This is a genomic window from Streptomyces sp. NPDC059851, from assembly GCF_042732005.1.
GTDB lineage: Bacteria > Actinomycetota > Actinomycetes > Streptomycetales > Streptomycetaceae > Streptomyces.
In genome coordinates this window covers 84,197-110,802 of the sequence record NZ_JBHWJJ010000009.1, presented here as the reverse complement: position 1 = coordinate 110,802, position 26,606 = coordinate 84,197, and the positions used below count along the sequence as shown (strand labels likewise).

The window sequence follows — 26,606 nt, the reverse complement described above, 5'->3', positions numbered from 1 at the left end:
TCCACCCCGAAGGGCTTCATCGTTCGACTTGCATGTGTTAAGCACGCCGCCAGCGTTCGTCCTGAGCCAGGATCAAACTCTCCATGAATGTTTACTCGGCCAGTAAATTAATACAGCCGGTGCAACATCAGGTGAGCGGGTCAGCCACGGTCGGAATATGACCGACTGACCACTGCGTCCTCGCTGTGTTGTTGCCTACGAGCACTCCGAAGAGCCCCGCAGGTCTTTTCAAAGGAACCTCATCCACCGAAGTGGACGGGGTATCAACTTCTGGCGTTGATTTTTGGCACGCTGTTGAGTTCTCAAGGAACGGACGCTTCCTTCGTACTCACCCTCTCGGGCTTTCCTCCGGGCTTTCGTTCTTGCGTTTCCCACTCTATCAGAGTGTTTCGCGCTTCGCTTTCCGGTTCTTCGCTTTCGCGTTTTCCCTTTCGGCGTCCACCACTTTAGCGCTCATCCTGTGCAACTCATAATCGAGTCGTCGGATTCGAATTCGGGCATGCCAAAATCGACCCCGCCAGGGGTTTGCAGTAGGTGGTGGTTTGGCCGCTCCGGGGGCTGTCAATGACAGGGACCCGTTCAAGCGGCTCGGGCTACGTTAGGCGTCCGCCCAGGGCGAGTCAAGTTGGGCGGCGGCGGGGGACGTGGGCCCGATAGGGGCTCACCGTCGGGTCGTGCGTGATCCAGTAGCGGTAAGGGTGGGCCGCTCCGGCTCCGCCGACGCCCGTGCGGGGACCGTTGCTCACCAGGTCGGGTGGGGTGGGGGTGCCCGCCAGCAGGGAGAGGGGGGAATCGGGGCCGCCGCACAGGTCGGCGCCGTCGAGGGAACGGTCCACCTCCAGGGCCGTCGCCAGGCGGGCCGGGCCTTTGGCCAGTTCCTTGTCGCTTCTGGCTGAAAGTCGACGTTTGCGAGCCAGGTCGCTGCCCACGACGATCTCTCCCGCGCGCAGCAGCACCCCGCTCGCACGGCCCGGTGGACCGCACACCAGGTTGAGGCTGAACCACATGCCGTAGATGAAGTAGACGTACGCGTGTCCGGGCGGGCCGAACATCGATGCGTTGCGCTCGGTGCGGCCGCGGTAGGCGTGGGAGCCGGGATCGGCCTCGCCCTCGTACGCCTCGACCTCCGTGATGCGCAGTTCGATGGGGCCCTCGGGCGTACGACGGACCAGGATGCGGCCGAGGAGGTCCGGGGCCACCGTGAGGACCGGCCGGTCGAAGAAGGACCGGGGCAGGGGCGTACGGTCGGTGCGCGCGCTCATCCGGTCGAGCGTAGTGGAGCGGGCACGCCTGCAACCGGGGCCTAAGGTTCCGCGTTGGTAAGGGTTAGTCGAACGAGTCCTTCAAGGGGAGTCAGACATGGGGTTCAAGAAGCTGTTCGCCGCACTGGGTGCCGGTGGTGCCTCGGTGGACACGATCATCACCGAGCCGAACGTCGTGCCTGGCGGGATCGTCCAGGGTGAGGTCCGCATCCAGGGCGGCTCCGTGGAGCAGCAGATCGAGGGCCTGTCCCTGGGGCTGCAGGCACGGGTCGAGGTCGAGGGCGGCGACCAGGAGTACAAGCAGGACGTCGTCTTCACGAAGCAGCGCCTCGGCGGTGCCTTCAAGGTGCAGCCCGGCGCCCTGCACGTGGTGCCGTTCGGGCTGGAGATCCCCGCGGAGACCCCGATCACCCACTTCGAGGGTCAGCACCTGCACGGAATGAACATCGGTGTGAGCACCGAGCTGGAGATCGCGCGGGCCGTGGACGCCGGCGACCTCGACCCGATCAACGTCCACCCGGTGCCGGCGCAGCAGGCGATCCTCGACGGCTTCCGCCGGCTGGGCTTCACCTTCCGCAGCGCGGACATGGAGCGCGGGCACATCCGCGGCACCCGGCAGACGCTGCCCTTCTACCAGGAGATCGAGTTCCTGCCGCCGGCGCAGTACCGCGGTCTGAACCAGGTCGAGCTGACCTTCGTCTCGGACGGCAGAGAGATGGACGTCGTCCTGGAGATGGACAAGAAGTCGGGCTTGTTCACGGAGGGCAGCGACACCTACCGCTGCTTCCAGGTGGGCCTGCAGTCGTACCAGGGGACCGACTGGGCGGCTTACCTCAACGAGTGGATCGCGTCCGTGGGTTCGCAGCGCAACTGGTTCTAGGCTCGGGCCGGGTGCCGGGCCAGTCCGGTCCGGTACCGGTTCGCGATCAGGAGGTTCAGCAGTGGCCGAGCAGAACAGGGCGCCTCTTCCCCACGACTTCCACCCGGAGGTCGCCGCGTTCTCGGTGGTGAGCGACGACCTGGAGCCGGGCGGGGAGCTGGGCGACGGCCAGGTGCTGCGGGGTGGGAACGTCTCGCCGCACCTGCGGTGGGAGGGCTTCCCCGCGGGGACGAAGAGCTTCGCGGTGACGTGCTTCGACCCGGACGCGCCCACGGGCAGCGGGTTCTGGCACTGGGTCCTGTTCGACTTGCCCGCCTCGGTCACCGAGCTGCCTGCGGGGGCGGGCAGCGGGAAGTTCGAGGGGCTTCCGGCCGGTGCGGTGCACGTGCGCAACGACTACGGCACGAAGGACTTCGGAGGGGCGGCCCCGCCGGCCGGGGAGCGGCACCGGTACGTGTTCACGGTGTACGCGGTGGACCAGGAGAAGCTGGGGCCGGGCGGGGACGTCTCCCCTGCTGTGGTCGGTTTCAACCTGCGCTTCCACGCGCTGGGTCGGGCGCAACTGATCGGTGAGTACGAGGCCCCCCGGAACTGACCGTTCGCCTTCCGTTTGCCCGGTCCTGGTCTGAACGCGGCCAGGACCGGGCATTTTTTATTGCGTTGTCCCGCGTGGCGCGCGCGGCCAGAGTGGTTGCGGGCCCTGCAGCCAGGGTGGTCGCGGGCCTGCGCACGGGAGGTGGGCGAGAATGCGGGACACGCTGGTGCTGAATGCGAGCTTCGAGCCGCTGTCGACGGTGACGTTGAACCGGGCCGTCGTTCTGGTGCTCCAGGACAAGGCGGTCGTCGAACAGTCGCACCCCGAACTGCGTGTCCGCGGGGCCACCATGGATCTGCCGATGCCGCGGGTGATCCGGTTGTGCCGGTACGTCCGGGTTCCCTTCCGAAGACACGCGCCTTGGTCGCGGAGGGGGGTGCTGGTCCGGGACCAGCACCGGTGCGCGTACTGCGGGAAGCGTGCGACGACCGTGGACCACGTGGTGCCGCGGGCGCAGGGCGGTGGGGACACCTGGATGAACACGGTGGCGTCCTGCGCCGAGGACAACCACCGCAAAGCGGACCGGACTCCGGCGGAGGCGGGCATGCCGCTGCTGCGCGAGCCGTTCGTGCCGTCGCCGGCGGACGCGATGCTGCTGGCCCTGGGCGTGCGCGGGCAGGAGACCCTGCCGGAGTGGCTGGCGCGCTCGGCCTAGGCTCCGGCTCATGGACTGCGTCGTGGACGGCGGGTCGCGTGCGGCGCGGCCCCCGGCCGGGGCGCCTACCGGGCGGCGGCCCGTCCCTCGGGTGAGGGGCGGGCCACCGTCGTCTCGGTGCGGGCGGGATCAGTGCAGCAGCAGCTGGACGATGGCGACGGTGCCGACCACGACGATGACTGCGCGGAGGGCCGTGGGCGGCAGGCGGCGGCCGACCTTTGCGCCGATCTGGCCGCCTATGGTCGAGCCGACGGCGATGAGGACGACGGCCGTCCAGTCGAAGTCGGCGACGAAGAGGAAGAAGACGGCGGCGATACCGTTGACGAGGGCGGCGATGACGTTCTTGACGGCGTTGATGCGCTGTATGTCGTCCTGGAGCAGCAGCCCCATCAGGGCGAGGTAGAGCACGCCTTGGGCGGCGCCGAAGTAGCCGCCGTACGCGCTGGCCGTCAGCATCCCGCCGAGGAGGACGGGCCCGCCGTCGGGATGGCCTCCGTCCCGGCCCGCGGCTTCCTGGCGGCGGCGCAGGGCCGCGGCGAGGCGGGGCTGGAGGACGACGAGGACGAGTGCGAGTCCGATGAGGACGGGCACGATCGTGTCGAAGGACTCCGAGGGCAGGGTGAGGAGCAGGACGGCGCCGGCGAGTCCGCCGATGAGCGAGACGGCTCCGAGGCGGATGATGCGGCGGCGCTGGCCGCGGAGTTCCTTGCGGTAGCCGAAGGCTCCGCTGAGCGAACCGGGCACCAGGCCGAGGGTGTTGGACACGTTGGCGGTGACCGGGCTGAGTCCGGTGGCGAGGAGCACCGGGAAGGTGATGAGGGTTCCGGAGCCGACGATGGTGTTGATGGTGCCGGCGCCGACGCCGGCCGCGAACACGGCGAGTGATTCCCAGATGGACATGGACATGGACCGGGCCATCCCCTTTGCATGAGTGAGACGCCTCCCCGCCATGAAGGTCGAGGGGCCTCACTGATCATGCAGGAGGGGACGGGCCGTCGGGTCCGGGGGGTCAGTCGATCGGGGGCTGTTCGCGGCGTTCCGTGCCGTTGTTCCCGTTGTGTCCGTGGCTGCCGTTGGTGGTTCCGTTGGTAGATCCGTTTCCGGCGGTCTTCGCGGTGTTCAGCGGGTTGAAGCCCGAACCGCCGTTCACGGGGCCGAAGTTGCCCATGGCACCGGAGAGGCCCTTGAGGGCGTCACCGATTTCGCTGGGGACGATCCAGAGCTTGTTGGCGTCGCCTTCGGCGAGCTTCGGCAGCATCTGGAGGTACTGGTAGGCGAGGAGCTTCTGGTCGGCGTCACCGGCGTGGATGGACTCGAAGACCGTACGGATGGCCTGGGCCTCGCCCTCGGCCTTGAGGGCGGCGGCCTTGGCCTCACCCTCGGCGCGCAGGATGGCGGACTGCTTCTCGCCCTCGGCCTTGAGGATTTCGGACTGGCGGACGCCCTCGGCCTGGAGGATGGAGGCGCGCTTGTCGCGGTCGGCGCGCATCTGCTTCTCCATCGAGTCCTGGATGGAGGTCGGCGGGTCGATGGCCTTGAGCTCGACGCGGTTGACGCGGATGCCCCACTTGCCGGTGGCCTCGTCGAGGACGCCGCGCAGGGCCGCGTTGATCTCCTCGCGGGAGGTCAGGGTCCGCTCCAGGTCCATGCCGCCGATGATGTTGCGCAGGGTGGTGACGGTGAGCTGCTCGATGGCCTGGATGTAGCTGGCGACCTCGTACGTCGCGGCGCGGGCGTCGGTCACCTGGTAGTAGATGACGGTGTCGATGTTGACGACCAGGTTGTCCTGGGTGATGACCGGCTGCGGCGGGAACGGCACGACCTGCTCGCGGAGGTCGATGCGGTTGCGGATGGAATCGATGAACGGGACCACGATGTTGAGGCCCGCGTTGAGCGTGCGGGTGTAGCGGCCGAACCGCTCGACGATGGCTGCGCTGGCCTGCGGGATCACCTGGATCGTCTTGACCAGTGCGATGAAGACCAGAACCACCAGAATGATCAGGACGATGATGATCGGTTGCATGCGGTTCCCCGTGCCCTTCCGGCTGTCTGTGCTGCCCCGTTGAAGCGGAGTCTCGCAGACCCCGGGGCCGCGGGTCGGCTGCTTGGCTCAGAAGCTCACATCACGACGGCGGTGGCTCCGTCGATCTCCACGACGTCCACCTGCTGGCCGGGTTCGAAGGTGCTGTCCGCGTCGAGGCTGCGGGCGGACCAGATGTCGCCGGCGAGTTTGATCCTGCCCCCGGTGCCGTCGACGCGTTCGACGACGAGGGCGGTTCTGCCCTTCAACGCGTCGACTCCGGTGCGGTGTTGGGGCCGCTCGCGGTGGTGGTTGGCGATCGAGCGGACGACTGCCGTGAGCGCGACCGACACGATCACGAAAACGAGGACCTGGGCGACCACTCCCCCGCCGAGGGCCGCGGTGACGGCGGCCGCGAGCGCACCGACGGCGAACATGCCGAACTCCGGCATGGCCGTCAGAACGAGCGGGATGCCCAGTCCGACCGCGCCTATGAGCCACCACACCCATGCGTCGATGTTCACATGGTCATGGTAGGTCCGGCGGGCGCGGTCGGGACAGGGTGCGCCTAACGCAGGGGCAGGCCCTGGGCGGTCCAGCGGTCGTTGTCGTGGCGCTCGACGACCAGGGGGAGGCCGAAGCAGAGGGAGAGGTTGCGCGAGGTGAGTTCGAGGTCGATGGGTCCGGCGGTCACGACCTTGCCCTGGCGGATCATCAGGACGTGCGTGAAGCCGGGGGCGATCTCCTCGACGTGGTGCGTGACCATCGCCATGGAGGGGGCGAGCGGATCGCGGGCGAGGCGGCCGAGGCGGCGTACGAGGTCCTCGCGGCCGCCGAGGTCGAGGCCGGCGGCGGGCTCGTCGAGGAGGAGCAGCTCGGGGTCGGTCATCAGGGCGCGGGCGATCAGGGTGCGCTTGCGCTCGCCCTCGGAGAGGGTGCCGAACTTCCGGTCGAGGTAGTCGGTCATGCCGAGGCGGTCGAGGAAGGCGCGGGCGCGCTGCTCGTCGATCTCCTCGTACTCCTCCTGCCAGGTCGCCGTCATGCCGTACGCGGCGGTGAGGACGGTCTGGAGGACGGTCTGCTTCTTGGGGAGCTTGTCGGCCATCGCGATGCCGGCCACGCCGATGCGGGGGCGCAGCTCGAAGACGTCAACCTTGCCGAGGGTGCTGCCGAGGATGGTGGCGGTGCCCTTGGTGGGGAAGAGGTAGCTGGACGCGATGTTGAGCAGGGTCGTCTTCCCGGCGCCGTTGGGGCCGAGGATGACCCAGCGCTCCCCTTCCTTGACCGACCAGGAGACCTGGTCCACCAGAGCCCGGCCCTCGCGGACCACGGATACGTCCACCAGCTCCAGTACATCGCTCATGAGCGCGTTGTCTCCCCTTGCAGTCTTGTTTCGTCAGTGCACCGGCCGGCGCAGCCCCAGGGGAAAACCTACGCCACTCGGGGAGCGCTCCGGGCGTCAGCCCGGCTGCGGGGCCGGATCCGGGCTGATCCGTAGAGTGGGGGGATGCTTTTCGAACCACGTTCAGGGCGGCTGGCCGCCTGGGGGAACGCGCTGCTGGCCGGTCTGGTCTCGCCCGACGAGGCCGCGATGTCGATCGTGGGCGAGGACGCCGTGCACCGGGTGGCGGGGCTGCCGGACGAGGACGCCCCGGTGGGACTGACGCTGGCGCTGGGCCGGCTGCGGAGGCTGGGGGTGACGGGGCTGCGCGTGGCGTTGCCGGTGCCGGGGCATCCGTTGGGGCTGAGCGGGCCGCCGGAGTTCAATGCGCGGGCGTTGGAGGCCGGGGAGGCGGTGGTCGCGGTGGGGGCGGCGCTGGGTCTGGTGCCGGAGGTCAGCGAGGCGGGGCCCGCGGGGGACGTGCACGTGGAGGTGGTGTGGCACTGCCTGCCGGTGCGGGACGCCCCGCCGGCGGACGTGCCGTCGCTCGGTGAGGCGGAGCGGGAGCTGGCCGAGGGGATGCGGGAGGCGACGGTCGTGCTGGCGCGGCTGGACGTGGCGGCGTCGGGGCCGGCGGCGGAGGCTGCGCTGTCGGCGTACCGGGCGCGGGCCGAGGCCGGGCGGGAGGCGCTGGCCCCCGGGTATCCGGCGCGGGCGGTGCGGGTGCTGGCGCTGGCGCAGCGGGTGGGCCTGCTGGTGTCGCTGGCGTACGAACGCGGGCACGGGGGTGCGGTGGCGGCCTCGGAGATGGCGGCGCGGGCGGAGGCCCTGCGGCCGGTGGAGCGGGTGGCGCGACGGGCGCTGGTGGCGGCGTACAACGCGGCGGTGGAGGAGCGGGAGCGCGGCTGACGTCGCAGTGGCCGGGCGGGGCGGGCCCGGTCGGGGCGGGACGCGCTGCGGAGCCCGGTGCTGCGGCCCCGCCTCCCGGGGAGAGTGGGGGAGGCGGGGCCGGCGACGGGGGCGGCGGGTCAGTGGTTGACGCCCGCGTTGCCCCAGACGCCGTTCAGCAGGCCGACGACGGTAGCGGTGTTGCCGACCACGTTCACGGGGACGTGCACGGGGGCCTGGACCAGGTTCCCGGAGGCCACGCCGGGCGAGCCCACCGCCTCGCCGCAGGCCGAGGCACCGCTGCCGTGCGCCGAGGAGACGCCGGCCCCCGCGGCGAGGAGGCCGCCAGCGATCAGGGTGATGGCCGTGGCCTTCTTGGTGTTCTTCACGTTCTCGTCCTCCAGAGCGTCTGCCGCGGCCGTCCGCCGCAGCACGCCATGGAGAACGGTCGCCCGGCGCACGGGATACGCCATGTGGGCGACATCCACCCGACAGTATGAATTCCGTAGCGGAGCCGGACGCGGGACGGGGGCCGGCCGCGGTCAGCCGGCGGTGCCGTGCCGGACCGCCCACAGGGCCGCCTGGGTGCGGTCCGCGAGGTCCAGTTTCATCAGGATGTTCGACACGTGCGTCTTGACGGTCTTCTCGGAGAGGACGAGGGCACGGGCGATCTCCCGGTTCGAGCGTCCGTCCGCGATCAGGGCGAGGACCTCCTGCTCCCGGTCGGTCAGGGAGCCGCCGCGGCCGGACGCGGGCTGCTCCTCCTGGGAGAGGAGGGCCTCGGCCACCTCGGGCTGGAGCAGGACGTGGCCGGCATGGACGGAACGGATGGCTCCGGCCAGCGCATCGGGGTCGATGTCCTTGTAGACGTATCCCGCTGCGCCCGCGCGCAGCGCGGGGACGACGGTGCGCTGCTCGGTGAAGCTGGTGACGATGAGGACCCGGGCCGGGTGGGCGAGGGCGCGCAGCCGGCGCAGGGCCTCGATGCCGTCGGTGCCCGGCATCTTGACGTCCATCAGGATCACGTCGGGCCGCAGCTCCTCGGCGCGGGCCACCCCTTCCTCCCCGTCGGCCGCCTCGCCGACCACCTCGATGTCGTCCTGGACCTCCAGGAACGTGCGCAGACCCCGCCGGACCACCTGGTGGTCGTCGACGAGCAGTACTGCGATGCGCCTCCGCCCGGGCGTGTCAGCCACCGGGCACCTCCATCTCGATCGTGGTGCCCCGGCCGGGCGCCGAGTGCACGGTGAGGCGGCCGCCGACGCCGCCGGCCCTGTCCCGCATGGAGACCAGGCCCAGGTGGCGGCCGGCCGCGCGGACCGCCCGGGGGTCGAAGCCGCGGCCGTCGTCCACGACGGTGAGGACCGCGCCCGGGCCGCGGCGGGCGAGGACGACCTCGACGCGGTCGGCGTCCGCGTGGCGCAGGGCGTTGTGGAGGGCTTCCTGCGCGACGCGGAGCAGGGCTTCCTCCTGGGAGGCGGGCAGGGCCCGTATGCCGTCGCAGGTGAAGGTGACGTGGGCGGTGTGGGCGCGGTCGAGGACGCGGACCTGGCCGCGGAGGGTGGCGACCAGCCCGTCCTCGTCGAGGCCGGCGGGGCGCAGTTCGGTGACGGCGGCGCGCAGCTCGTCGGCGGCCTCGGCGGCGAGCGCGGCGACCTCGTGGAGCTCCTCCTTGGCGCGGGCCGGGTCGCGGTCGACGAGGGCGGCGGCGGCCTGGGCGGTCAGACGGAGGGAGAACAGCTTCTGGCTGACGGCGTCGTGCAGCTCGTGGGCGAGGCGGGAGCGCTCCTCGGCGATGGTGAGCTCGCGGCTGCGCTCGTAGAGCCTGGCGTTGGTGAGGGCGATCGCCGCGTGCTGGGCGAGGAGGCCGAGGAGTTCCTCGTCCTCCTCGGTGAAGCCGCCGGGGACGCGCTTGTTGGCGAGGAAGAGGGCGCCGAGGGTCTCCTCGCCGTCCCGGATGGGCCGGCCGAGGAAGTCGGACATCTCGGGGTGCGCGGAGGGCCACCCCTCGAAGCGGGGGTCGTTGCGTACGTCGGCCAGCCGTTCGGCGCCGTCCCGGTGGAGCATCGCGGCCAGGATGCCGTGCTGACGGGGGAGCGGGCCGATGCGGCGCCACTGGTCCTCGCTGATGCCGTCGACGACGAACTGGGCGAAGCCGCCGTGGTCGTCCGGGACGCCGAGGGCCGCGTACCGGGCGTCGAGGAGCTCGCGGGCGGAGACGACGATCGTGCGCAGGACGTCGCGCACCTCCAGCCGGCGGCTCATGGCGAGCAGTGCGGTGCTCACGGCGGCGAGGCCACTGCGCGGTCCGTTGTGCATGGGGTCACCGTACTCGCGGCGCTGACCTGCGGGATCGGGCCGCGGGCCTAGGCCCGGGGTCGGGGCCGGGGTCCTCCTCGGGGAGGAGGCGGCGGGTTGATGGCCCGGACCGTGGGAGGAGGCGGGGCGGGATGAGTGGTCCGCAGGTCGCAGAAGCGTGACGGATTGAATTGCAGCGGCAACGGATGGTGAGACCGTTACGGGGCCGATGTGAGCCCGCGCATAGGACCCACATCACTTACGAAGACGCCTAGTGGAGACATAAGGGTCGCATCAGTGCTGCTCTGCGCAGCACGGGGGCCGGAATTCTGGGCCGGAGGCAGGCCCGTGATCCACTAAGCGGGATCGTACGTCACACCTTTGCACCAGAATTTTGCCGCCGCTAAGAATTGCTCTCGCCGCACGGCACCGGGGATCCCCCCGGATCCACACGGAGCCCACCTGCGGCCCCCGCGATTCGAAGAGGTTGCTAACGCATGTCCAAGACCAACATTCGTGGCCGTCGTCTGACGAAGAAGCACAAGATGTCCTTCGCCGCCGTCGCCACCGTCGGTGCCGCTGCCGTCGCCGCCACTCTCGTTCCCGGCGGTGCAGGCAACACCGGTACGGCCGAGGCCGCCGTCGCCCCCGTGGCACTGACCCAGGTCCTGGACGCGCAGACCAAGGCCGCCCAGGGCAGCCTGGCAGCGCAGCAGGCCGTCGCCGCCCAGCGCGCCCAGGACGCGGCCGCCGCGGCCAAGGCCAAGGCCGCGGCCGCGGCGAAGAAGGCGCGCGAGGCGGAGGCCGCCAGCCGTGCGGCCGCCCGGAAGCCGGTCTTCGCGAACAACCTGGACGGCTGGATCAAGGAAGCCCTCTTCATCATGAAGAAGGAGGGCATCCCGGGCACCTACGCGGGCATCCACAAGAACGTGATGCGCGAGTCCTCGGGCAACCCGCTCGCCATCAACAACTGGGACATCAACGCCAAGAACGGCGTCCCGTCCAAGGGCCTGCTCCAGGTCATCTACCCGACCTTCAAGGCCTACCACGTGCCGGGCACCAAGTTCGACCAGTACGACCCGGTCGCCAACATCGTCGCCGCCTGCAACTACGCGGCCGACCGCTACGGCACCATCGACAACGTGAACAGCGCCTACTAGGCCTCTCGCGGAAGCTTCCGCGGCACCTCTTCGAACGCCTCAGGGCGGTACCCGGATCCGGGTACCGCCCTGAGGCGCTTGTGCGTCACGGCGGGTACTGCTAGTTGCGCATGACCTCGGGCTCGTGGCGGCGCAGCAGGCGCTGGACGGCGAAGCCGCAGGCCACGCCGAGGGCGAGCAGGACGATGATGTTGAGCGTCCACTGGCCGGCCGTGGCGTCCCACAGGGGGTCGGTGTTGGTCGGGTTCTCAATGTCCCACGGCGCCATCAGCTTGCCGAGGTTCAGGGTGGTGCCGGCGGCGGCGATGGCCCAGCGGGAGGGCATCAGCCAGGCGAACTGCTCCAGGCCGGGCTTGTCGTAGAGCTGGAACAGGATGCCCGTGAACACGACCTGGACGATCGCGAACATGACCAGCAGCGGCATGGTCTTCTCGGCGGTCTTCACCAGCGAGGAGATGACGAGGCCGAACATCATCGAGGTGAAGCCGAGCGCGATGACCGAGATGCAGAGCTCGGTGGCCGGGTCCATGAACAGGCCCTCGGCGGGGAGCTTGCGCGGGGTGAAGGCGATCGCGCACATGATCGCGCACTGGAGGGCGGTGATGACGCCGAGGACGATCACCTTCGACATCAGGTACGCCGAACGGGACAGGCCCGTCGCGCGTTCCCGCTCGTAGATGACCCGCTCCTTGATCAGCTCTCGGACCGAGTTGGCGGACCCGGAGAAGCACATGCCGACCGTGAGGATCAGCATGATCGTCCCGGCGTCGCCGTTGAAGCGGCTCGGCGGGGTCGGCGGCGCGAGGCCGAACTTCGCCGGGATCACCGTGGAGACGATGCCGATGACCGCGGGCAGGATCAGCATGAGGGCCATGAAGCCCTTGTCCGAGGCGATGACCGACAGGTAGCGGCGGATCAGGGTCCACAGCTGCGAGCCCCAGGCCTGCGGCTTCGGCGGGATCATCTGCTGCGGCGGCATGGCGACGGACTGCGGGGCGACCGCGTCGAGGTCGGCTGCGTACAGCTGGTAGTGCTGCGAGCCCTTCCAGCGGCCGGCCCAGTCGTAGTCACGGTAGTTCTCGAAGGCCGAGAACACGTCCGCCCACGTGCTGTAGCCGAAGAAGTTCAGCGCCTCGTCCGGCGGGCCGAAGTAGGCGACCGAACCGCCCGGGGCCATGACCAGCAGCTTGTCGCACAGGCCCAGCTCGGCGACGGAGTGGGTGACGACCAGGACCGTGCGGCCGTCGTCGGCGAGGCCGCGCAGCAGCTGCATGACGTCGCGGTCCATGCCCGGGTCGAGGCCGGAGGTCGGCTCGTCCAGGAAGATCAGCGAGGGCTTGGTGAGCAGTTCGAGGGCCACGGACACGCGCTTGCGCTGACCACCCGAGAGCGCGGTGATCTTCTTGTCCTTGTGGATGTCGAGCTTGAGCTCGCGCAGTACCTCGTCGATGCGGGCGGCGCGCTCGGACTCGGCGGTGTCGCCAGGGAAACGGAGCTTGGCCGCGTACTTCAGGGCGGTCAGGACCTTCAGTTCCTTGTGCAGGATGTCGTCCTGCGGGACCAGGCCGATGCGCTGGCGGAGTTCCGCGAACTGCTTGTACAGGTTGCGGTTGTCGTAGAGGACCTCACCCTGGTCGGCGGGCCGGTAGCCGGTCAGCGCCTTGAGCAGGGTCGACTTGCCGGAACCGGAGGGTCCGATGACGCCGATCAGCGACTTCTCCGGGACGCCGAAGGTGACGTCCTTGAGGATCTGCTTGCCGCCGTCGACCGTGACCGTGAGGTGGCGGGCCGAGAAGGAGACGTCGCCGGAGTCGACGAACTCCTCCAGCCGGTCGCCGACGATCCGGAACGTGGAGTGACCGACGCCGACGATGTCGTTCGGGCCGAGCAGCGCGGAGCCCGACTTGGCCAGTGGCTGGCCGTTGACGTAGGTGCCGTTGTGGCTGCCGAGGTCGTGGATCTCGAAGCGACCGCCGGTGGAGCGGAACTCCGCGTGGTGCCGCGAGACCTGGAGGTCGGAGACGACGAGCTCGTTGTCCAGGGCACGACCGATCCGCATGACGCGGCCGACGGCGATCTGGTGGAAGGTCGTCGGGCTGCGGTCGCCGCCGTAGCCGGCGTGCGCTCCCTGGGCGGGCTGGGCCGCGGCGGCCGCGCCCTGCTGCTGCGGGAAGTGCTGCTGGGCGGGCGCCTGCTGCTGGTGCGGCTGCGGCCACCCCTGCTGCTGGGCCGGAGGCTGGTACGCCGGGGCGCCCTGAGCCTGGGCCGGGGCCTGGTAGGCGGGGGCCGGGGCCTGGTAGGCCGGGGCCTGCTGCTGCGGCACTGCGGCCTGCTGCGCACCGGCAACGCTCAGATCCAGCCGCGGGCCGTCGGTGGCGTTGCCGAGGTGGACCGGCGTGCCCGGCACCAGCTCCGCCTGCTGGACCCGCGCACCGCGCACGTAGGTGCCGTTGGTGCTGCCGTGGTCCTCGATTCCCCAACCCCGGCCGTTCCACGCGATGGTGGCGTGCCGCCAGGACACCCGGGCGTCATCGATCACCACGTCTCCCTGGGGGTCGCGCCCCAGGGAGTACGACCTGGACGGATCCAACGTCCAGGTCCTTCCATTCAATTCCAGTACGAGTTCCGGCACTCCAGCCCCACTTAGGTCCCCCGAGAATCTCCCTGGCCGTCAGGGAGTCCGACGCCAGGGAGTCTAGGGATGGCTAACATCCGGGGGAACTATTTCAGGCCCGCGGCCACATGTGGAATCGGGGCCTTCCCGGGGCCCGGCTGATCGCTGGCGCAAGTCGCCCGTCGAGTGCGATACGGGACTTCTCGATCAGCCGACCGGTCCCGGCCGCCGCCTCTGAGCGGGGGAAACCGGTCCCGGTGGGTGGGACGGGCCTCCGCCCCCGCGGGACGGGAAGATACGGTGAGAGCACCATGAGCGCTTCGCAGACCTCAGACGTCCCCACCCTCCTCGTCAAGATCTTCGGCAAGGACCGTCCCGGGATCACCGCGGGACTGTTCGACACCCTCGCCGCCTTCTCCGTCGACGTGGTCGACATCGAGCAGGTCGTCACCCGTGGCCGCATAGTCCTGTGCGCCCTCGTCACCATGCCCTCCCACGGCACGGAGGGCGAGCTGCGGGCCACGGTCCACAGCTGGGCCGAGTCGCTCAAGATGCAGGCGGAGATCCTCTCCGGCACCGGTGACAACCGGCCGCGCGGCACCGGCCGCTCCCACGTCACCGTGCTCGGCCACCCGCTGACCGCCGAGTCCACGGCGGCGGTGGCGGCCCGGATCACCGCCACGGGCGGCAACATCGACCGTATCTTCCGGCTCGCGAAGTACCCGGTGACGGCCGTCGAGTTCGCCGTGTCCGGCTGCGAGACGGGGCCGCTGCGGACCGCCCTGGCCACCGCCGCCGCGCACATCGGCGTCGACGTGGCGGTGGTGTCGGCCGGCCTGCACCGGCGGGCCCAGCGCCTGGTCGTGATGGACGTGGACTCCACCCTGATCCAGGACGAGGTCATCGAGCTGTTCGCCGCGCACGCGGGCTGCGAGGCAGAGGTCGCCGAGGTGACCGAGCGGGCCATGCGCGGGGAGCTGGACTTCGAGCAGTCGCTGCACGCCCGGGTGGCGCTGCTGGCGGGGCTCGACGCCTCGGTGGTGGAGAAGGTGCGGGCCGAGGTGCGGCTGACGCCCGGGGCGCGGACCCTGATCCGCACCCTCAAGCAGCTCGGGTACCAGGTGGGCGTGGTCTCCGGCGGGTTCACGCAGGTCACGGACGACCTGCGGGAACGGCTGGGGCTGGACTTCGCCTCCGCCAACACCCTGGAGATCGTCGACGGCAAGCTGACCGGCCGGGTCACGGGCGAAATCGTGGACCGGGCCGGCAAGGCCCGGCTGCTGCGCCGTTTCGCGGAGGAGGCCGGCGTGCCGCTGGAGCAGACGGTGGCGATCGGCGACGGCGCCAACGACCTGGACATGCTGAACGCGGCCGGGCTGGGGGTGGCCTTCAACGCCAAGCCGGTGGTCCGCGAGGCCGCGCACACCGCGGTCAACGTGCCGTTCCTGGACACGGTGCTGTACCTGCTGGGGGTCACCCGCGAGGAGGTCGAGGCCGCCGGCCTGAGCTGAGCTGGTTCGCACGTACCTGCGCGGGACGCGCGGGGACGTGCACGGGGACGGGGACGTGCACGGGGACGGGGACGTGCACGGGGACGGGGACGGGCCCCGGCAGATCTTCCGCCGGGGCCCGTTCGCGTACGCGGGGTCCGCCGCGGGCGGTCAGTGGTCCGCGGGGGTCCAGTAGTCGAGCAGCGTGCCCACGCCGTGCTCCACGGACTTCCAGGACCCGGCGAAGGAGACGACGGCCAGCGCCGCGGTCGGGAAGCCGCTGCCGGTCATCCGGGCCAGGGCGTCGCCCTCCACGCGGCCGGCGAGGGCGTCGGCGAGGGCGTGCATGCCGGGGTTGTGGCCGATCACCAGGAGGTCCTCGACCTCGTCGGGGGTCTCGTTGAGGAGGGCGATGAGCTCGCCGAGGGAGGCCTCGTACAGCCGCTCCTCGTACACGGTCTTCGGGCGCTGCGGCAGTTCCTGGACGGCGAGCTTCCACGTCTCGCGGGTGCGGGTGGCGGTGGAGCAGAGGGCCAGGTCGAAGGTGATGCCGGTCTCGGCCAGCTTCAGTCCGGCGGCCGGTGCCTCCTTGCGGCCGCGTTCCGCCAGGGGGCGGTCGTGGTCGGCGACCTGCGGCCAGTCGGCCTTGGCGTGCCGGAGGAGGACGATCCTGCGGGGTGTGTCGGCGCTCATGGCCCCAGCTTCGCACGGATCGGGCCGTCGGGCGGAGGGTGTTGTGGGGGCTCGTCCGCCGGCCGGGGGCGCACCCGCGGTGTGCGCGGCTCGCGCGGACGCGTGGGCCGGATCAGCCCGCGACGCGCAGCCCCTGCTCGCTGAACTGGAGCAGGGGCGCGGTCTCGGCGGCGGTGGCCCGGACCTCGCCGGATCCGGCGAGGAGCAGCAGCAGGAGGGCGAAGGCGAGCGCGGGCAGGGCCAGCGCCCACCAGTGCAGCCGGGCGTCGGCGCCGGCGGTGCGGTGGACGGGGGTGGGCGTGGTGGCCGGCATGGGGGCCTTCCGTGGGTGCGCGGACGGGACTGGCATCGCGTCTTCGAATCTAGGGATCCGAAGGCGCCGTTCCCATCAGGGGCGCACCCCACCCGACCCTGAACCCGGCCCCCTAGGGGTTGGTGGGGACAGCCCCACCCGCGGCCGGGTCAGGGGGAGACGGCGGTCGCGATGACGGCGATGATCACGCTGACGGCGAGCATCGCGCCGAGTACGAGGCCGAGCTTCTTGCGGCCGTGCTGGGGGTCGGGTTCGAGTACGGGCGACATGCCGTTCAGTCTCGCATGCCGCGTTCGTCCTCGATCGTGCGGTCCCGGCCGGCCAGCACGCCCAGGGCGATCTGCGGGAGCAGCAGGCAGGTCATCAGGGTCAGCGGCAGGTCCCAGCCTCCGCTGTGCTGGTAGAGGGCGCCGATGAGGAGGGGGCCGGGGAGGGAGACGAGGTAGCCCGCGCTCTGGGCGAAGGCGGAGAGGCGGACGACGCCGCCCGGGGTCTTCGCGCGCAGCCCGATCATGGTGATGGCGAGCGGGAAGGCGCAGTTGGAGATGCCGAGCAGGAGTGCCCACGCCCAGGCGCCGGCGGCGGGGGCGAGGTGCAGGCCGCTGTAGCCGATGAGGCCGAACACGCCGAGGCCGGCGGCGATGGGGCCCTGGTTCCGCATCCGTCCGGCCAGGTTGGGGATGACGAAGGCCAGCGGGACGCCCATGAACATGGTGACGGCGAGCAGGACGCCCGCGGAGCCGGCGGAGACACCGGCGTCGCGGAAGATCTGCGGGAGCCACCCCATGGTGATGTACGCGCCCGTGGCCTGGAGGCCGAAGTAGCCGGCCAGGGCCCAGGCGGTGCGGCTGCGGACGACGCTGGGGCCGGCCGGCGGGGCGGGGGCGGCGGCTTCGGCGGCGGCCCGCCGCTCGCGCCGTGCGGAGGCGGCTACGGGTAGCCAGGGCAGTACGGCGGCCACGGCGAGCCCGGCCCAGACCAGCAGGCCGGTGCGCCAGCTGCCGCCGAGGGCGGAGGTCAGCGGGACGGTCGCGGCGGCGGCCAGCGAGGTGCCGACGGCCAGGGCCATGGAGTACAGGCCGGTCATGGTGCCGAGGCGGTCGGGGAACCAGCGCTTGACGATCACCGGGAGCAGCACGTTGGTCAGGGCTATGCCCGCCAGGGACAGGGCGCTGGCGGCGAGGAAGCCGGCGGCGCCCCTGGCGAACGGGCGGATCAGCAGACCTGCGGCGACGGCGGCCATGCCCGCGCAGACGACGGCGGCCGGGCCGAAGCGGCGGGAGAGGCGGGGTGCGGTGACGCCGAAGACGGCGAAGCAGAGGGCCGGGACGGAGGTGATCAGTCCGGCGACGGTGCCGCTCATCCCGAGGCCGGTGCGGACCTCCTCGAACAGCGCGCCGAGGCTGGTGATGGCGGGCCGCAGGTTGAGGGCGGCCAGGACGATGCCGACGACGAGGACCGGGCCGTGCCAGCCGGGCCGGTCGGCCCCGGCGGTAGGGGCTGGGGCCGCGGCCGGGCGGGGGGTCGGGGTGGCGGCGGGGTGCGCGGGCGCCGGCCGGTCGAGCGTCTGGGTCTCATCGTCCAACATTCATCCATCATAGAATCATGGGATGATTGGCTGTCCAATGCCCCAGCCCCGTCCAGCACCGGAGAGGACTCCCGCCCGCATGCCGCTGACCTCGCCCCGCCGATCCGCCCTGGTGGACCAGGTGATCGCCCAGCTCAGGAACCAGATCACGTCCGGCGAGTGGCCGGTCGGCGCCCGCATCCCGACCGAGCCGGAGCTGGTGGAGATGTTGGGGGTCGCCCGCAACACCGTGCGCGAGGCCGTCCGGGCCCTGGCCCACAACGGGCTGCTGGACATCCGCCAGGGTTCGGGGACGTACGTCCTCGCCACGAGCGAGCTGGCCGGGGTGATGCACCGCCGTTTCGCAGGGGCGGACCCGCGGCACGTCGCCGAGGTCCGCTCGACGCTGGAGTCGGCCGCGGCACGGCTGGCGGCGGAGCGGCGCACCGAGCGGGACGTGGCGCAGCTGGACGCGCTGCTGGCGCGGCGCGAGGAGGCCTGGGCGAGCGGGGACGCGGAGCTGTTCGTGGCGGCGGACGTCGCCCTGCACATGGCGGTGGTGGCCGCCTCGCACAACGAAGTGCTGATCGAGCTGTACGCGGACCTCGGCGACCTGGTGGCCGAGTGGCTGCGCGCCGACGTCGGCGCGGACCTGGATCCGGCGGCGCACCTGGACCACGCCCGACTGATCGAGGCGGTGCGGCGCGGTGACGGGGACGCGGCGGCGTCGGAGGCGGCGGGCTACCCGTTCGTCTGCCTCGGCCGACAGCTGCAGGGCCCTGCGGGCCCGGCGGGAGGTACGGGGGCGGGGGCCGGGGTCACGCCCGCCGGTGACTGACCCAGGTCGAGCGGACTTCCTTCCAGCACCGGCCGACGAGCTCGGCCCGGCCGGCCGGCCCCACGGCGACGGCGTTGCCGTCCCCGTCCAGGTCCCACCAGCGGTCGCATTCGACGTGCAGCCGGACCAGGTCGGTCTGCGGGTAGCTGTTGTGGCAGTACGCCGTGACCAGGGAGCCCTCGATGACGGTGTCGCAGTCGGCGCCGAACAGGTCCTCGGCGGGCGTGGGCAGGGGCCGTACGGGGGCGGGGGGTTCGGCGGGGATCTCGGCAAAGTCAGCGGCGACGGGAGCGGCCGCCTCGGACCCGGTCGCCGGGTCTCCGTCCTCGGGCCGGGCGAGCACTCCCGGGATCAGGAACCCCGTCAGGACCGCCGAGGTCACCAGCAGTGACACCGCCCGGCTCGGCCTCGCACGCACGCCCGTACCTCCTCCCCGCCAGCCGGGAAGATCCCGACCCGGTCAGTTTGCAGGCTTATGCTCCGGTTTTCGACTCGGGAAGATCCGGTCGGCCCTCGTAAATCTGATCGAACCCGCTGTTCGGCCCCGTCGGGGCCCGCCCCCGCCCGGGACGCGGAACGGCGGCGGCCGCGCCCCCCGGAAGGAGGCACGGCCGCCGCCGTACGCCGTACGCGTGCCGGTCAGGCACCCATCGCGTGCAGACCGCCGTCCACGTGGACGATCTCGCCGGTGGTCTTCGGGAACCAGTCGGACAGCAGGGCCACCACGCCGCGGCCCGCGGGCTCCGGGTCGCTCATGTCCCACTCCAGCATGGAGCGGGTGTTCCAGACCTCCGCCAGCTCCGAGAAGCCCGGGATGGACTTCGCGGCCATCGAGCCGATCGGACCGGCCGAGACCAGGTTGCAGCGGATGTTCTCCTTGCCCAGGTCTCGGGCGAGGTAGCGGTTGGTCGCCTCCAGGGCGGCCTTCGCCGGGCCCATCCAGTCGTACTGCGGCCAGGCGTACTGGGCGTCGAAGGTGAGGCCGACGACGGCCGCGCCCTCCGCCGGGAACAGCGGCTTGCAGGCCATGGTGAGCGACTTCAGCGAGAACGCCGAGACGTGCATGGCGGTGGCGACCGACTCGAACGGGGTGTTCAGGAAGTTGCCGCCGAGGGCGTCCTGCGGGGCGAAGCCGATGGAGTGGACGACGCCATCGAGGCCGCCGAGCTCGTCGCGGACCAGCTGCTCCAGGCGGGCCAGGTGCTCGTCGTTGGTGACGTCGAGCTCGATGACCTTGGCCGGCTTGGGCAGCTTCTTGGCGATGCGCTCGGTCAGCGTCGGACGCGGGAACGCGGTCAGGATGACCTCGGCGCCCTGCTCCTGGGCCAGCTTGGCGGCGTGGAAGGCGATGGAGGACTCCATCAGCACACCCGTGATCAGGATGCGCTTGCCGTCGAGGATTCCGCTCATGGTGATCAGTGACCCATGCCCAATCCGCCGTCAACGGGAATGACGGCTCCGGTGATGTACGCGGCGTCGTCGGACGCCAGGAAGCTGACGGCAGCCGCGATCTCCTCCGGCTGCGCGTAGCGCGCGAGCGGCACGTTCGCCACGATGGCCGCACGCTGCTCGTCGGTGAGCACCTTCGTCATGTCGGTGTCGACGAAGCCGGGGGCCACGACGTTGAAGGTGATGTTCCGCGAGCCCAGCTCACGGGCGAGGGAGCGGGCGAAGCCGACCAGCGCGGCCTTGGAGGCGGCGTAGTTGGCCTGACCGGCCGAGCCGAGGAGACCGACGACCGAGGAGATCAGGACGACGCGGCCCTTCTTGGCGCGCAGCATGCCGCGGTTGGCGCGCTTGACCACGCGGAAGGTGCCGGTGAGGTTGGTGTCGAGGACGGAGGTGAAGTCGTCCTCGGACATGCGCATCAGCAGCGTGTCCTTGGTGATGCCGGCGTTGGCCACCAGCACCTCGACCGCGCCGTGCGCGTCCTCGATCTCCTTGTAGGCCTGCTCCACCTGCTCGGAGTCGGTGATGTCGCAGCGGACCGCCAGGACGCCGAGCGCGGTGAGCTCCTGCGGCGGCTCGCCCGAGCGGTACGTGATCGCGACCTTGTCGCCGGCCTGCGCGAAGGCTCGGGCGATGGCGAGGCCGATGCCCCGGTTTCCTCCGGTGACGAGAACCGAGCGGCTCAACGGATCACCCTTTCGACTAGCGGTCTGAGTACCAGAAACCTATAGGCCGCTCCTGCCGCGCGCAGAATCGGTCTCCCACAGGGCCGCGGGACGGGCTCTGTCGAGTCCCTACAGAAAGTGGTAGGCACGGGCGGCCCGGGCGCGCCATGATCGGGGGGACCGGCCCCGACCCACGGGAGGACTTCCGTGCCCCATTCCATCGACGCGGCCTTCACCGCGCTGCCCTTGCGGGCGCTCGCCGACGCGGCGCTCGCCCGGGCCCGAGCGCTGGGCTCCGAGCATGCCGACTTCCGGCTGGAGCGGATCCGCAGCGCTTCCTGGCGGTTGCGGGACGCCAAGCCATCGGGCGGGTCCGACACCACCGACCTCGGGTACGCGGTCCGGGTGGTGCACGGGGGCGCCTGGGGCTTCGCCTCCGGCGTGGACCTGACCATGGACGGCGCCGCCCGCGTGGCCTCACAGGCCGTGGCCATGGCCAAGCTGTCGGCGCAGGTCATCAAGGCCGCGGGCGCCGACTTGGGGGTACCCCCCGGACGAAGTCTTGGGGGGAGGGTGGAGCTCGCCGACGAGCCCGTGCACGCCGACAAGACGTGGATCTCTGCCTACGACGTGAACCCGTTCGACGTGCCGGACGGGGACAAGGCCGCCCTGCTCGCGGACTGGAGCTCCCGGCTGCTCGCCGCCGACGGCGTCGCGCACGTCGACGCCTCGCTGCTCGCCGTGCACGAGAACAAGTTCTACGCCGACACCGCCGGCACCGTGACCACGCAGCAGCGGGTGCGCATCCACCCGCAGCTGACCGCCGTCGCCGTGAACGGCGCCACCGGCGAGTTCGATTCCATGCGCACCATCGCCCCGCCGGCCGGCCGGGGCTGGGAGTACCTGACCGGCACCGGCTGGGACTGGAACGCCGAGCTGGAGGAGATCCCCTCCCTGCTCGCGGAGAAGATGCGGGCGCCGAGCGTCGAGGCCGGCCGGTACGACCTGGTCGTGGACCCGTCCAACCTGTGGCTCACCATCCACGAGTCCATCGGCCACGCCACGGAGCTGGACCGGGCGCTGGGCTACGAGGCGGCGTACGCGGGGACCTCCTTCGCCACCTTCGACCAGCTGGGCACGCTGAAGTACGGCTCCCCGATCATGAACGTGACCGGTGACCGCACCGCCGAGCACGGGCTCGCCACCGTCGGCTACGACGACGAGGGCGTCGAGGCGCAGAGCTGGGACCTGGTCAAGGACGGCACGCTGGTCGGCTACCAGCTGGACCGGCGGATCGCGCGGCTGACCGGCCTCGGCCGGTCCAACGGCTGCGCCTTCGCCGACTCCCCCAGTCACGTGCCGGTGCAGCGGATGGCGAACGTCTCGCTCCAGCCGGATCCCGGCGGGCTGTCCACCGAAGACCTGATCGGCGGGGTGGAGCGCGGGATCTACGTGGTCGGCGACCGCTCCTGGTCGATCGACATGCAGCGCTACAACTTCCAGTTCACCGGGCAGCGGTTCTTCCGGATCGAGAACGGCCGACTGGCCGGCCAGCTGCGCGACGTCGCCTACCAGGCCACCACCACCGACTTCTGGGGCTCCATGGAGAAGGTCGGCGGCCCGCAGACGTACGTCCTGGGCGGCGCCTTCAACTGCGGCAAGGCCCAGCCGGGCCAGGTGGCGGCGGTCTCGCACGGCTGCCCCTCCGCGCTGTTCCGCGACGTCAACATCCTGAACACGACCCAGGAGGCCGGCCGATGAGCCGAACGAAGCCCCACGAGATCGTCGAGCGGGCCCTGGAGCTGTCCACCGCCGACGGCTGTGTCGTCATCGCCGACGAGGAGTCGACGGCCAACCTGCGCTGGGCGGGCAATGCGCTCACCACGAACGGCGTCACCCGCGGCCGGACCCTGACGGTCATCGCCATGGTCGACGGCAAGGAGGGCACGGCCTCGGGGGTCGTCTCGCGCTCCGCCGTGACCGCCGAGGACCTGGAGCCGCTGGTCCGGGCCGCCGAGGCCGCCGCCCGGAACGCGGGCCCGGCCGAGGACGCGCAGCCGCTGGTCACGGGGGCCCCGGTCTCGCCGGACTTCACCGACGCCCCGGCCGAGACCTCCTCGGCGGTGTTCGCGGACTTCGCCCCGGCGCTCGGCGAGGCCTTCGCCCGGGCCCGGGCGGGCGGCCGGGAGCTGTACGGCTTCGCCAACCACGAGCTGGTCTCCACGTACGTGGGCACCTCGACCGGGCTGCGGCTGCGACACGACCAGCCCAACGGCACGCTGGAAGTCAACGCCAAGTCCCCGGACCGGCAGCGCTCGGCCTGGGCCGGCCGCTCCACCCGGGACTTCAAGGACGTCGACCCGACCGTGCTGGACGCGGAGCTGGCCGTACGGCTGGGCTGGGCGGAGCGGCGCTTCGACCTGCCGGCCGGGCGGTACGAGACGCTGCTGCCGCCGACGGCCGTGGCGGACCTGCTGATCTACCAGATGTGGTCGGCGGCGGCCCGGGACGCGGTGGAGGGCCGGACGGTGTTCTCCAAGCCCGGCGGCGGCACCCGGCTCGGGGAGAAGCTGTCCGGGCTGCCGCTGACCCTGCGCAGCGACCCGAACGCGCCCGGCCTGGAGTCGGCGCCGTTCGTGATCGCGCACAGCTCGGGCGACGACGCCTCGGTGTTCGACAACGGCCTGCCCGTCCCGGCGACCGACTGGATCAAGGACGGTGAGCTGACCCGGCTGACCACCACCCGGCACAGCGCGGGCCTGACCGGGCTGCCGGTCTCCCCCGGCTTCGGGAACCTGCTCATGGACGCCGGCGGCGACCGGTCGCTGGAGGAGATGGTGGCCGGCACCGGGCGGGGCCTGCTGCTGACCTGCCTGTGGTACATCCGCGAGGTGGACCCGGCGACGCTGCTGCTGACGGGGCTCACCCGGGACGGCGTCTACCTCGTGGAGAACGGGGAGGTCGTCGGCGAGGTGAACAACTTCCGGTTCAACGAGTCCCCGGTGGACCTGCTCTCGCGGGCCTCCGAGGCGGGCCGCGCCGAGAAGACCCTGCCGCGCGAGTGGAGCGACTGGTTCACCCGGGCCTCGATGCCCGCGCTGCGGATCCCGGACTTCAACATGAGCTCCGTCAGCAGGGGCGTCTGAGGCCCCCCGGGTCCGCCCTGCCCGGCAGCGCCCGCCGCTGCCGGGCGTCCGAGGGGGCTCCCCGCCCGCCTAGACTGGCGGGGAAACCCCTCAACACCTGTTTCATCTCGTTCAAGGAGTGTCACGACCGTGACGGACATCGTCGACGAACTGAAGTGGCGCGGGCTCTTCGCCCAGTCCACCGACGAAGAAGCGCTGCGCAAGGCGTTCGCGGACGGTCCTGTCACGTTCTATTGCGGGTTCGACCCGACGGCGGCCTCGCTGCACGTGGGGCACCTGGTGCAGGTGCTCACCGTACGCCGCCTCCAGCAGGCCGGGCACCGGCCGCTGGCGCTCGTCGGCGGGGCCACCGGCCAGATCGGCGACCCGCGTCCGACGGCCGAGCGCACCCTGAACGACCCGGAGACCGTGGCGAACTGGGTGACGCGGCTGCGCACGCAGATCGAGCCGTTCCTGTCCTTCGAGGGCGAGAACGCGGCGGTCATGGTGAACAACCTGGACTGGACGGCCGGCCTGTCCGCCATCGAGTTCCTGCGGGACATCGGCAAGCACTTCCGCGTCAACAAGATGCTGACGAAGGACTCCGTGGCCCGCCGCCTGGAGTCGCAGGAGGGCATCAGCTACACGGAGTTCAGCTACCAGCTCCTCCAGGGGATGGACTTCCTGGAGCTGTACCGCCGCTACGGCTGCACCCTCCAGCAGGGCGGGTCCGACCAGTGGGGCAACCTGGTGGCCGGACTCGACCTGATCCACAAGCTGGAGCCGCAGGCACAGGTGCACGCCCTGGCGACGCCGCTGATGGTCAAGGCGGACGGCACCAAGTTCGGCAAGACCGAGAGCGGGGCCGTCTGGCTCGACCCCGAGATGACCACCCCGTACGCGTTCTACCAGTTCTGGCTGAACGTGGACGACCGGGACGTCTCCACCTACATGCGGATCCTGTCCTTCAAGTCCCGCGAGGAGCTGGAGGAGCTGGAGGCGCAGACCGCCGAGCGGCCGCAGGCGCGTGCGGCGCAGCGCGCGCTGGCGGAGGAGCTGACGACGCTGGTGCACGGCGCCGACCAGTGCGCCGCCGTGATCGCCGCGTCTAAGGCCCTGTTCGGTCAGGGCGAGCTGGCGGACCTGGACGCGCCCACGCTGGCCGCGGCCCTGTCCGAGCTGCCGCACGCGAAGGTGGCGGAGCTCGCCCCCGTGGTGGACCTGTTCGCGGAGACCGGGCTCGTCGCCAGCAAGTCGGCCGGCCGCCGGACCGTTAAGGAGGGCGGCGCCTACGTGAACAACGTGAAGGTCACCGCCGAGGACGCGGTACCGGCCGGGGCGGACCTGCTGCACGGGCGCTGGCTGGTGCTGCGCCGCGGCAAGAAGAACCTCGCCGCGGTCGAGGTCACGGGCGCCTGACCCGGAGGCACCGCTGCACGGCGCAGGGGCCGGTCCGGACACACCGTCCGGGCCGGCCCCTGCCGCGTCCGCGGGGCACGCGCCCCGCCCGTCCTCAGGCCGTGCCCCTCTTCCCTCCGCGCACCGACGTGTAGATCATCTCGCCGAGGGCGACGATCAGGACCGCTCCGGCGAGCTGGAGCAGGTGCCGGGTCCAGTCGATCCCCCGGGTCTCCGCGACGCCGAGCCAGCCGGCCACGGCATTGCCGAGGACGGCGCCGACGATGCCGAAGAGGGTGGTCAGCCAGAGCGGCTGGTGCTGTTTGCCCGGTAGGACGGCCTTGGCGATGAGGCCCAGCACGAAACCTACGATGATCGCCCACAACCACTGCATGTCGAGCCTCCTCGTGGGGCGTGGTGCGCAGCTGGGCCCAGTTTCGATCCGTGCGGCGCACTGCGCACCACGGGCACGACCGTTCAGGGGCGCCCCCCTTTCCTGGCCGCGGCGGGGTCGGCGTACCGTGGAGGGACCGGGCTGGCCAGGAAGTACCCGGGAGTCGGATCGGGCGGTGGAGCGATGCTGCGGAGGAAACGGAACGGGACCGAGGTCTTCCGGATCACCGGGGCCCGGATGGGCCTGGATGAGGACGTGCGGGGGCGGCAGCGCCGGTACGTGATCTCGATGGTGATCCGGACCCTGTCGGTCATCGCCACGGTGCTCCTGTGGAACGTGGAGCGGCACCTGGCGGTGGTGACCCTCATCGCGGGCGGACTACTGCCGTACGTGGCGGTGGTCATCGCCAACGCGGGGCGCGAATCGACACCGAAGCTGCCCTCCAGCTTCCTGCCCCCACCTGCGCGTCCGGCGCTGGAAGCGGGAAACCTCAGGAAAACCTCAGATCAATCATGAAGTTCCGGTGCACCGCACCGGGTCGTGCGTGACATACTGCGTACGCGCTCCGCATCCCCCGTCGGAGCGACGGACCGACGCCGGGCAGCTCCCCCCGTGGCTGCTCGGCGTCGCCTTTTCCCGGGGTCGGTTTGTAGGGTTGAGCCGTGAACTCCCCTGACTCCCCCGAGACTCCCACTTGTTCCGCCAAGGGCTGCCGCGCGGCGGCCGTCTGGGTCCTGGCGTGGAACAACCCGAAGCTGCACACGCCGGAGCGGCGCAAGACGTGGCTCGCCTGCGAGGAGCACCGCGAGCACCTGTCGCAGTTCCTGGGGGTCCGCGGTTTCCTCAAGGACGTGGTGGAGCTGACGGAGTGGGTACAGCCGGAGGGGTCGGAGCGCCGCTAGCCGGCGCGGGCTCCGCCGG

The 26,606-nt window shown here is 71.3% G+C and carries 29 protein-coding genes and 1 rRNA gene; 12 read left to right on the top strand and 18 right to left on the bottom strand.

Annotation, left to right across the window (positions count from 1 at the left end):
• Window positions 1–88: ribosomal RNA gene (locus ACFV7Q_RS05010) — 16S ribosomal RNA — on the bottom strand; the annotation flags it as partial.
• 532 nt (window positions 89–620) lie between these two features.
• Window positions 621–1,262: a DNA-3-methyladenine glycosylase gene (locus tag ACFV7Q_RS05005; protein ID WP_385423667.1), complete on the bottom strand. Its 642-nt coding sequence runs from the start codon at window positions 1,260–1,262 to the stop codon at window positions 621–623.
• A gap of 97 nt (window positions 1,263–1,359) precedes the next feature.
• Between ACFV7Q_RS05005 and ACFV7Q_RS05000 the strand changes: the two genes are divergently transcribed.
• The 3 genes from ACFV7Q_RS05000 (at window position 1,360) to ACFV7Q_RS04990 (ending at window position 3,392) form a co-directional block, all read left to right on the top strand.
• Window positions 1,360–2,142, top strand: a complete 783-nt coding sequence (locus ACFV7Q_RS05000; protein WP_385423665.1) for a sporulation protein — start codon at window positions 1,360–1,362, stop codon at window positions 2,140–2,142.
• Window positions 2,143–2,203: 61 nt separating this feature from the next.
• Window positions 2,204–2,737, top strand: a complete 534-nt coding sequence (locus ACFV7Q_RS04995; protein WP_385423663.1) for a YbhB/YbcL family Raf kinase inhibitor-like protein — start codon at window positions 2,204–2,206, stop codon at window positions 2,735–2,737.
• Between the two features lie 151 nt (window positions 2,738–2,888).
• Window positions 2,889–3,392 carry an HNH endonuclease gene (locus ACFV7Q_RS04990; RefSeq protein ID WP_385423661.1) on the top strand — a complete coding sequence of 168 codons (504 nt, stop codon included), beginning with the start codon at window positions 2,889–2,891 and terminating at the stop codon, window positions 3,390–3,392.
• A 129-nt stretch (window positions 3,393–3,521) separates the two neighbouring features.
• Here ACFV7Q_RS04990 and ACFV7Q_RS04985 read toward each other — a convergent pair whose 3' ends face one another.
• The 4 genes from ACFV7Q_RS04985 to ACFV7Q_RS04970 all read right to left on the bottom strand — a co-directional run bounded on the left by ACFV7Q_RS04985 (window position 3,522) and on the right by ACFV7Q_RS04970 (window position 6,775).
• Complete coding sequence (locus ACFV7Q_RS04985; RefSeq protein ID WP_385423659.1) at window positions 3,522–4,298, bottom strand: sulfite exporter TauE/SafE family protein; 777 nt, start codon at window positions 4,296–4,298, stop codon at window positions 3,522–3,524.
• A 103-nt stretch (window positions 4,299–4,401) separates the two neighbouring features.
• On the bottom strand, window positions 4,402–5,415 hold the full coding sequence (locus tag ACFV7Q_RS04980) for an SPFH domain-containing protein (protein WP_385423657.1): 1,014 nt from the start codon (window positions 5,413–5,415) through the stop codon (window positions 4,402–4,404).
• A 95-nt stretch (window positions 5,416–5,510) separates the two neighbouring features.
• Complete coding sequence (locus ACFV7Q_RS04975) at window positions 5,511–5,936, bottom strand: NfeD family protein (protein ID WP_385423655.1); 426 nt, start codon at window positions 5,934–5,936, stop codon at window positions 5,511–5,513.
• A 44-nt stretch (window positions 5,937–5,980) separates the two neighbouring features.
• Window positions 5,981–6,775, bottom strand: coding sequence for an ABC transporter ATP-binding protein (locus ACFV7Q_RS04970; RefSeq protein ID WP_385423653.1), 795 nt, complete (start codon window positions 6,773–6,775; stop codon window positions 5,981–5,983).
• 144 nt (window positions 6,776–6,919) lie between these two features.
• Between ACFV7Q_RS04970 and ACFV7Q_RS04965 the strand changes: the two genes are divergently transcribed.
• The gene (locus ACFV7Q_RS04965; protein ID WP_385423651.1) at window positions 6,920–7,702 is read left to right on the top strand and encodes a hypothetical protein; all 783 of its coding nucleotides are present in this window, start codon (window positions 6,920–6,922) and stop codon (window positions 7,700–7,702) included.
• Window positions 7,703–7,821: 119 nt separating this feature from the next.
• On the opposite strand, the gene ACFV7Q_RS04960 is transcribed toward ACFV7Q_RS04965, so the two are convergent.
• The 3 genes from ACFV7Q_RS04960 to ACFV7Q_RS04950 form a co-directional block, all read right to left on the bottom strand.
• The gene (locus ACFV7Q_RS04960) at window positions 7,822–8,070 is read right to left on the bottom strand and encodes a chaplin (RefSeq protein WP_385423673.1); all 249 of its coding nucleotides are present in this window, start codon (window positions 8,068–8,070) and stop codon (window positions 7,822–7,824) included.
• A gap of 153 nt (window positions 8,071–8,223) precedes the next feature.
• Window positions 8,224–8,877: a response regulator gene (locus tag ACFV7Q_RS04955; protein ID WP_385423649.1), complete on the bottom strand. Its 654-nt coding sequence runs from the start codon at window positions 8,875–8,877 to the stop codon at window positions 8,224–8,226.
• Window positions 8,870–10,000, bottom strand: coding sequence for a GAF domain-containing sensor histidine kinase (locus ACFV7Q_RS04950; RefSeq protein WP_385423647.1), 1,131 nt, complete (start codon window positions 9,998–10,000; stop codon window positions 8,870–8,872). Before ACFV7Q_RS04950 ends, ACFV7Q_RS04955 begins: the two co-directional genes overlap by 8 nt.
• Before the next feature lie 476 nt (window positions 10,001–10,476).
• On the opposite strand from ACFV7Q_RS04950, the gene ACFV7Q_RS04945 reads away from it, so the two are divergent.
• Window positions 10,477–11,139 (top strand): transglycosylase SLT domain-containing protein, encoded by a 663-nt coding sequence (locus ACFV7Q_RS04945; RefSeq protein WP_385423645.1) that lies wholly within the window; start codon window positions 10,477–10,479, stop codon window positions 11,137–11,139.
• Between the two features lie 100 nt (window positions 11,140–11,239).
• Here the strand turns inward: ACFV7Q_RS04945 and ACFV7Q_RS04940 are convergent, their stop codons facing one another.
• On the bottom strand, window positions 11,240–13,750 hold the full coding sequence (locus ACFV7Q_RS04940) for an FHA domain-containing protein (RefSeq protein WP_385423671.1): 2,511 nt from the start codon (window positions 13,748–13,750) through the stop codon (window positions 11,240–11,242).
• A gap of 314 nt (window positions 13,751–14,064) precedes the next feature.
• On the opposite strand from ACFV7Q_RS04940, the gene serB reads away from it, so the two are divergent.
• Window positions 14,065–15,264 (top strand): phosphoserine phosphatase SerB, encoded by a 1,200-nt coding sequence (gene serB, locus ACFV7Q_RS04935; protein ID WP_385423643.1) that lies wholly within the window; start codon window positions 14,065–14,067, stop codon window positions 15,262–15,264.
• 150 nt (window positions 15,265–15,414) lie between these two features.
• On the opposite strand, the gene ACFV7Q_RS04930 is transcribed toward serB, so the two are convergent.
• The 4 genes from ACFV7Q_RS04930 to ACFV7Q_RS04915 all read right to left on the bottom strand — a co-directional run bounded on the left by ACFV7Q_RS04930 (window position 15,415) and on the right by ACFV7Q_RS04915 (window position 17,837).
• On the bottom strand, window positions 15,415–15,936 hold the full coding sequence (locus ACFV7Q_RS04930) for a SixA phosphatase family protein (RefSeq protein ID WP_385423641.1): 522 nt from the start codon (window positions 15,934–15,936) through the stop codon (window positions 15,415–15,417).
• Window positions 15,937–16,048: 112 nt separating this feature from the next.
• The gene (locus ACFV7Q_RS04925) at window positions 16,049–16,249 is read right to left on the bottom strand and encodes a hypothetical protein (RefSeq protein ID WP_385423639.1); all 201 of its coding nucleotides are present in this window, start codon (window positions 16,247–16,249) and stop codon (window positions 16,049–16,051) included.
• 149 nt (window positions 16,250–16,398) lie between these two features.
• Entirely contained in the window at window positions 16,399–16,518 is a 120-nt protein-coding gene (locus ACFV7Q_RS04920; protein ID WP_385423637.1) for an SGM_5486 family transporter-associated protein, read from the bottom strand.
• Between the two features lie 5 nt (window positions 16,519–16,523).
• Window positions 16,524–17,837, bottom strand: a complete 1,314-nt coding sequence (locus tag ACFV7Q_RS04915; RefSeq protein ID WP_385423635.1) for a CynX/NimT family MFS transporter — start codon at window positions 17,835–17,837, stop codon at window positions 16,524–16,526.
• Window positions 17,838–17,916: 79 nt separating this feature from the next.
• On the opposite strand from ACFV7Q_RS04915, the gene ACFV7Q_RS04910 reads away from it, so the two are divergent.
• Window positions 17,917–18,654, top strand: coding sequence for a FadR/GntR family transcriptional regulator (locus ACFV7Q_RS04910; RefSeq protein ID WP_385423633.1), 738 nt, complete (start codon window positions 17,917–17,919; stop codon window positions 18,652–18,654).
• Here ACFV7Q_RS04910 and ACFV7Q_RS04905 read toward each other — a convergent pair.
• The 3 genes from ACFV7Q_RS04905 to fabG all read right to left on the bottom strand — a co-directional run bounded on the left by ACFV7Q_RS04905 (window position 18,635) and on the right by fabG (window position 20,789).
• Window positions 18,635–19,072, bottom strand: a complete 438-nt coding sequence (locus ACFV7Q_RS04905) for a hypothetical protein (protein WP_385423631.1) — start codon at window positions 19,070–19,072, stop codon at window positions 18,635–18,637. The two genes, ACFV7Q_RS04910 and ACFV7Q_RS04905, sit on opposite strands and share 20 nt — an antisense overlap.
• 221 nt (window positions 19,073–19,293) lie before the next feature.
• Complete coding sequence (gene fabI, locus ACFV7Q_RS04900) at window positions 19,294–20,064, bottom strand: enoyl-ACP reductase FabI (protein WP_385423629.1); 771 nt, start codon at window positions 20,062–20,064, stop codon at window positions 19,294–19,296.
• A 5-nt stretch (window positions 20,065–20,069) separates the two neighbouring features.
• Window positions 20,070–20,789 (bottom strand): 3-oxoacyl-[acyl-carrier-protein] reductase, encoded by a 720-nt coding sequence (fabG, locus tag ACFV7Q_RS04895; RefSeq protein ID WP_385423627.1) that lies wholly within the window; start codon window positions 20,787–20,789, stop codon window positions 20,070–20,072.
• A gap of 186 nt (window positions 20,790–20,975) precedes the next feature.
• Between fabG and ACFV7Q_RS04890 the strand changes: the two genes are divergently transcribed.
• The 3 genes from ACFV7Q_RS04890 (at window position 20,976) to tyrS (ending at window position 25,312) form a co-directional block, all read left to right on the top strand.
• Entirely contained in the window at window positions 20,976–22,529 is a 1,554-nt protein-coding gene (locus ACFV7Q_RS04890; protein WP_385423625.1) for a TldD/PmbA family protein, read from the top strand.
• Entirely contained in the window at window positions 22,526–23,914 is a 1,389-nt protein-coding gene (locus ACFV7Q_RS04885) for a metallopeptidase TldD-related protein (protein ID WP_385423623.1), read from the top strand. Before ACFV7Q_RS04890 ends, ACFV7Q_RS04885 begins: the two co-directional genes overlap by 4 nt.
• 129 nt (window positions 23,915–24,043) lie before the next feature.
• Window positions 24,044–25,312, top strand: a complete 1,269-nt coding sequence (gene tyrS, locus ACFV7Q_RS04880; RefSeq protein ID WP_385423621.1) for a tyrosine--tRNA ligase — start codon at window positions 24,044–24,046, stop codon at window positions 25,310–25,312.
• A gap of 94 nt (window positions 25,313–25,406) precedes the next feature.
• Here the strand turns inward: tyrS and ACFV7Q_RS04875 are convergent, their stop codons facing one another.
• Window positions 25,407–25,685 carry a GlsB/YeaQ/YmgE family stress response membrane protein gene (locus ACFV7Q_RS04875; RefSeq protein WP_385423619.1) on the bottom strand — a complete coding sequence of 93 codons (279 nt, stop codon included), beginning with the start codon at window positions 25,683–25,685 and terminating at the stop codon, window positions 25,407–25,409.
• Window positions 25,686–25,868: 183 nt separating this feature from the next.
• Here ACFV7Q_RS04875 and ACFV7Q_RS04870 point away from each other — a divergent pair, with 183 nt between their 5' ends.
• Both ACFV7Q_RS04870 and ACFV7Q_RS04865 read left to right on the top strand, forming a co-directional pair.
• Complete coding sequence (locus ACFV7Q_RS04870; protein ID WP_385423617.1) at window positions 25,869–26,201, top strand: DUF3099 domain-containing protein; 333 nt, start codon at window positions 25,869–25,871, stop codon at window positions 26,199–26,201.
• A 146-nt stretch (window positions 26,202–26,347) separates the two neighbouring features.
• Complete coding sequence (locus tag ACFV7Q_RS04865) at window positions 26,348–26,587, top strand: hypothetical protein (protein WP_360634830.1); 240 nt, start codon at window positions 26,348–26,350, stop codon at window positions 26,585–26,587.
• Window positions 26,588–26,606 lie beyond the last annotated feature (19 nt).